4 protein-coding genes are annotated in these 4,558 nt (G+C 57.9%); 1 reads left to right on the forward strand and 3 read right to left on the reverse strand.

The window, feature by feature from the left end:
* Positions 1-192: 192 nt before the first annotated feature.
* The 3 genes from ALO64_RS19575 to ALO64_RS19585 all read right to left on the reverse strand — a co-directional run bounded on the left by ALO64_RS19575 (position 193) and on the right by ALO64_RS19585 (position 3,138).
* A complete protein-coding gene (locus tag ALO64_RS19575) occupies positions 193-1,263 on the reverse strand; it encodes a DUF1615 domain-containing protein (RefSeq protein ID WP_044344741.1) in 1,071 nt (356 codons plus the stop codon).
* 80 nt (positions 1,264-1,343) lie between these two features.
* Positions 1,344-2,252, reverse strand: a complete 909-nt coding sequence (gene glsB / locus ALO64_RS19580) for a glutaminase B (RefSeq protein ID WP_044344742.1) — start codon at positions 2,250-2,252, stop codon at positions 1,344-1,346.
* A 70-nt stretch (positions 2,253-2,322) separates the two neighbouring features.
* The gene (locus ALO64_RS19585; protein WP_044344743.1) at positions 2,323-3,138 is read right to left on the reverse strand and encodes a class II aldolase/adducin family protein; all 816 of its coding nucleotides are present in this window, start codon (positions 3,136-3,138) and stop codon (positions 2,323-2,325) included.
* Positions 3,139-3,371: 233 nt separating this feature from the next.
* Here ALO64_RS19585 and ALO64_RS19590 point away from each other — a divergent pair, with 233 nt between their 5' ends.
* A complete protein-coding gene (locus ALO64_RS19590) occupies positions 3,372-4,406 on the forward strand; it encodes an ABC transporter substrate-binding protein (RefSeq protein WP_044344744.1) in 1,035 nt (344 codons plus the stop codon).
* Positions 4,407-4,558 lie beyond the last annotated feature (152 nt).

A 4,558-nucleotide genomic window follows, 5' to 3' on the forward strand; every position in this document is an offset into this window, starting at 1 on the left:
TCTCTGCGTCACACATCTTCAGTCTGGTGAAACAGCAGGCGTAACCGGAGCTCAGGCCAGCATCTCGTAAGGCCTGAATCAGGTGTCGAGGCTCTAATGTGTGACGTGGAGCGTCACGAACTGCATTNNNNCATTACCACGCGGAGCGTGGTAACGATAATCGATGTGTGATCGCTTATTCCGGACTCACCCTCACTTCGGTGCGCGCTGTACGCAGCGTTCGCGGCGGTCGTCGACGCGTTCGGCGAACCAGGCGGTGGTCAGGCTGCGGGTGATTTTCGGGCTTTTCAGGGTGATGCCGGGCAGGATGGCTCTTGGTAAGGGCTTGCCTGCTGCCTTGTCCGCCAGTGCAAACACCTTGCTGTACAGATCGGTCTCTTCGAACTCCAGGGTATCGCCCTGCTTGAGCTGGTTCCATATCTGTGACTTGTTCATGCCCAGCCGGTCAGCCAGGGTTCGCACTGCCAGCTCGGTGGAGCCTGGCGAGGTGGAGTCGAAACGAATCAGATCGCCATCAAGCGCCAGCTCGATGCCGGTCGCACGACTCACCGCGTTCTGAAACGCGGCATTGCGACTGGCGTACCAACCGGCATTGAAATCGGCAAAGCGGTACAGGGACTGGGTGTAGTTCACCGGGTAACCCAGTAGATGAGCGATGCCGAAATACATGCCGCCACGGCGAGTAAAGACTTCGCGTCGGATCGAGCCATCCACCGTGTAGGGATAATCTTCCGCATGCTTCTCGGCAAAGGCGATGCTGACCTGCATCGGGCCGCCGGTCTTGACCGGGTTGAAATTGCCGAACAGTGTCTGGCCCAGCGGTACCATGCCGATGAAATCATCAAAGATCGCGCTGAGGTCTTTCTCTGTGCGGGCTGAATCGAGCCGCTTGCCATAGGTCTTGCCGTCTGGTGAACGTACGCGCAATGCAGTGGCTATCAATGCATTGGGGATATGCAAGCGCGCCGCGCGGCGGTTTATTTCGGCACGGGCAATGCGGCCCATGTCCGGCACCGCAGGATCGACCTGAAAGGTTGACTCCTGTTCGGTCACAGCCAATACCGAGCACAGGTTTTCGGTGGTCATCGGAATTTTCTGCGCGGCAAATGCGGCATGGATATCCGTTGCCCACGCCTGCCGATCCGTAACAGTGGCAGGCATCAGGCGCACGATCTGCGCACGCGCCTGTTCCGGGCTCAGTTCAGGTTCCTGCACACGCTGGGTGCCACAACCTGCCAGCACCAGCAGCCCGACGCTCAGCATGAGCGATTTGCTTAGCCTTCGATTCAATCCATGACTCCTGCCAGGTTCGCGCTTTACCGCACCGTTCACTTCAGAAGGCTTTAAAACACCGACCAGTCGATCCTCGCGCTGAGTTTTTCCAGCGCAGCCATACCGACAAGGGAATTGCCCGCCGCGTTCAACTCCGGAGACCACACACAGACCGAAGCGCGCTCCGGCACAATCGCAACGATACCACCCCCTACTCCGCTCTTGCCCGGCAGGCCGACACGATAGGCGAAGTTACCGGCTTCGTCGTAAAGACCGCTGGTGGCCATGATCGAATTGACCTGAGTGGCCTGGCGTGCGGTGAGTATCTGCTCGCCACTGTGAGTGCATAAGCCCTGATTGGCCAGAAAACCGAACGCCTTGGCCAGATCAATGCAATTCATGCTCAGCGCACAATGGTGGAAATAGCTGCGCAGCACGTCTTCCACATCGCCATGAAAATTGTCGAAAGACTTCATCAGATAGGCCGCTGCGGCGTTGCGCGAACGGTGCTGGTATTCGGATTCCGCAACTTTGGAATCGGAGGTGATCGCCCGATTGCCGCACAGGCGTCGAACGAAGTCACGCATTGACAGCGACGGTGCCGCAAACCGTGCCTGATTGATGTCGCAGATCACCAGCGCGCCGGCGTTGATGAACGGGTTGCGCGGCCTGCCCCGTTCGAATTCCAGCTGCACCAGCGAGTTGAACGGCTGGCCGGAGGGCTCGTGCCCCAGGCGCTGCCAGATGTCCTCACCGGAGTGCCCGATGGCCTGCACCAGGCTGAACACCTTGGAAATACTCTGTATCGAAAACTGCGTTTCGGCATCACCGGCGCTGAACACCTGGCCGTCGTTGCCGTACACCGCAATGCCCAGTTGATCAGGCCGCACCCCACCCAGTGCCGGAATGTAATCGGCCACCTTGCCCTGACCAAGCAAGGGTCTTACTTCATCGAGGATTTCGTTCAGCAGGTCTTGCATGTGTGCGCCCCTTGTTTTGGCTGCGCACACTACACCAACCCCAGGCGCCTCGCATCACCGTGTTGCAGGTTCAGTCCCGGTAATCGGTGCCGCTGCGCTCCAGCTCTCGGATCAGCGCATTCCAGTGTCGGGCGACACCCGGACCATGGCCGTCCTTGATGGCCTTGGCCTGCTCTTCCACTTTGGCGATGACCTCCCGGGGCGGAAACACCAGTTCAGCGTTGCCGGCAGACTGCGCTGCAATCTGGATATTGCAGGCGTATTCGAGGGCATGCAGCTGCTGGAATGCGTGCTCTACACTCACCCCGCCGGTGAGCAAGCCGTGATTGCGCAGGATCATCACGCTCTTGTCACCCAGGTCCGCGACCAGTCGTTCACGCTCGCTCAGGTCCAGCGCAATGCCTTCGTAACCGTGATAGGCCACGCGCCCGGAGAAGGCAATGGAGTGCTGGGAAATCGGCAGCAGCCCGTCCTTTTGCGCCGACACTGCGATACCGTCACGGGTGTGGGTGTGCAGCACCGCTTGCAGGTCATGGCGCGCAGCGTGAATGGCACTGTGAATCACGTAACCGGCGTAGTTGATACCCAGCCCTGTCGGGTCATCGACAATCGTGCCGTCGATGTCGACCTTGACCAGATTGGATGCGGTGATTTCATCGAACAACAGGCCAAACGCGTTGATCAGAAAGTGCTCGTCCGGCCCCGGTACCCGCGCCGAGAAGTGTGTATAGATATGGTCGGTCCAGCGCTTGAGCGCGGCCAGCCGATAGGCCGCCGCCAACTTGACCCGGACTTCCCATTCCTGCGGCGAAACCCTGTCACGCACACTGCCGCCACCCGACGGCGTAGTACCTGGCTGGAGTGGCAAAGCGCTGACGTTGCTCATAATGTTGCTCCTTGGTGACTGCTGACTGGCCAGCCAGACTAGGCGCATTACAAATCAATTAAAAATCACACTTACTTCTAAGCTAATTATAAAAAATAAGAATATTAAGAACGACTGGTGTACAGGCTTCCCAAGCGCATCAGGCGGTCTATTCATATTCGTTAAGGTTATTTAAATAAATTTTTATATAGCGATATGCTCCAGAAAATTCCGTTTCCATTTTGGAGCCATGCATGTCAAAACCTGCCCCCTTTCTACCCCGTTTCAGCCGTCTGGCAGCGGCCATCGGGCTTGGTGCCGCGCTACTGACCGGAACGCTGATTGCGCCCGCCAGCGCACAGGCTGAAGGCGAAATTCGCATCGCCGAGCAGTTCGGCATCGTCTACCTGCTGCTCAACGTGGTGCGCGATCAACAATTGATCGAGAAACACGGCAAGGAAGACGGCCTGGAGATCAAGGTGGACTGGACCCAACTGTCCGGAGGTTCGGCGGTCAACGATGCGCTGCTGTCGGGCTCCATCGATGTTGCCGGTGCCGGGGTTGGTCCGTTGCTGACCATCTGGGACCGCACCAAGGACAGGCAGAACGTCAAGGCGGTCGCATCGCTGGGCAACTTCCCCTATTACCTGGTGAGCAATAACCCCAACGTCAAAACCATCGCCGACTTCACCGAAAAGGACCGCATCGCGGTGCCGGCAGTCAGTGTTTCAGTGCAGTCACGCTACCTGCAATTCGCCGCCGCGAAACTCTGGGGTGATAAGGAATACGCACGCCTGGACAAGTACACCCTGAGCCTGCCGCACCCGGACGCCGCCAGCCTGATCGCGGGTGGCACCGAATTGACAGGGCACTTTTCCAACCCGCCTTATCAGGATCAGGAACTGAAAAACCCCAACGTGCATGTAGTGCTCAACACTTATGACCTGCTGGGGCCTAACTCTCCCACGGTACTGTTCGCCACCGAGAAATTTCGCAACGAAAACCCGAAAACCTACAAGGCCTTCATTGAAGCGCTGGCCGAGGCAGAAGCTTTTGTCAGCAAAGACATTGGTGCTGCCGCCGACATCTACCTGCGCGTCACCAAGGCGAAGATCGACCGTGCCGAACTGTTGAAGATCATTGATCAGCCGGAGTTTCAATTCACCATCACGCCGAAGAACACCTACCCGCTGGCCGAGTTTTTGTACTGTGTCGGCGCGATCAAGAACAAGCCGACGTCGTGGAAGGATTACTTCTTTCAGGATGCCCCCCCGTTGCAGGGCAGTTGAGAGTGAAACGCAGAGCATTTTTGTGACGCTCTGCGTCACACAGGTTCTGCGAGGTCAGATAGATTCAGATAAGACTCAAGTCCCCTTTTCGCCCCTCGGCGCCTCACTTTGAGGGACCAAAGTGAGCAAAGTCCTCGCTCCTGTTTCCGGCC

Origin of the sequence: Pseudomonas meliae, assembly GCF_001400515.1 — a bacterium.
GTDB classification, from domain to species: domain Bacteria; phylum Pseudomonadota; class Gammaproteobacteria; order Pseudomonadales; family Pseudomonadaceae; genus Aquipseudomonas; species Aquipseudomonas amygdali.

Excerpts from the sequence above, each read along its gene's own strand:
- ALO64_RS19585 (WP_044344743.1), bottom strand. The coding sequence starts at position 3,138 with ATGAGCAACGTCAGCGCTTTGCCACTCCAGCCAGGTACTACGCCGTCG.
- glsB (WP_044344742.1), bottom strand. The coding sequence starts at position 2,252 with ATGCAAGACCTGCTGAACGAAATCCTCGATGAAGTAAGACCCTTGCTT.
- ALO64_RS19590 (WP_044344744.1), top strand. The coding sequence starts at position 3,372 with ATGTCAAAACCTGCCCCCTTTCTACCCCGTTTCAGCCGTCTGGCAGCG.
- ALO64_RS19575 (WP_044344741.1), bottom strand. The coding sequence starts at position 1,263 with ATGCTGAGCGTCGGGCTGCTGGTGCTGGCAGGTTGTGGCACCCAGCGT.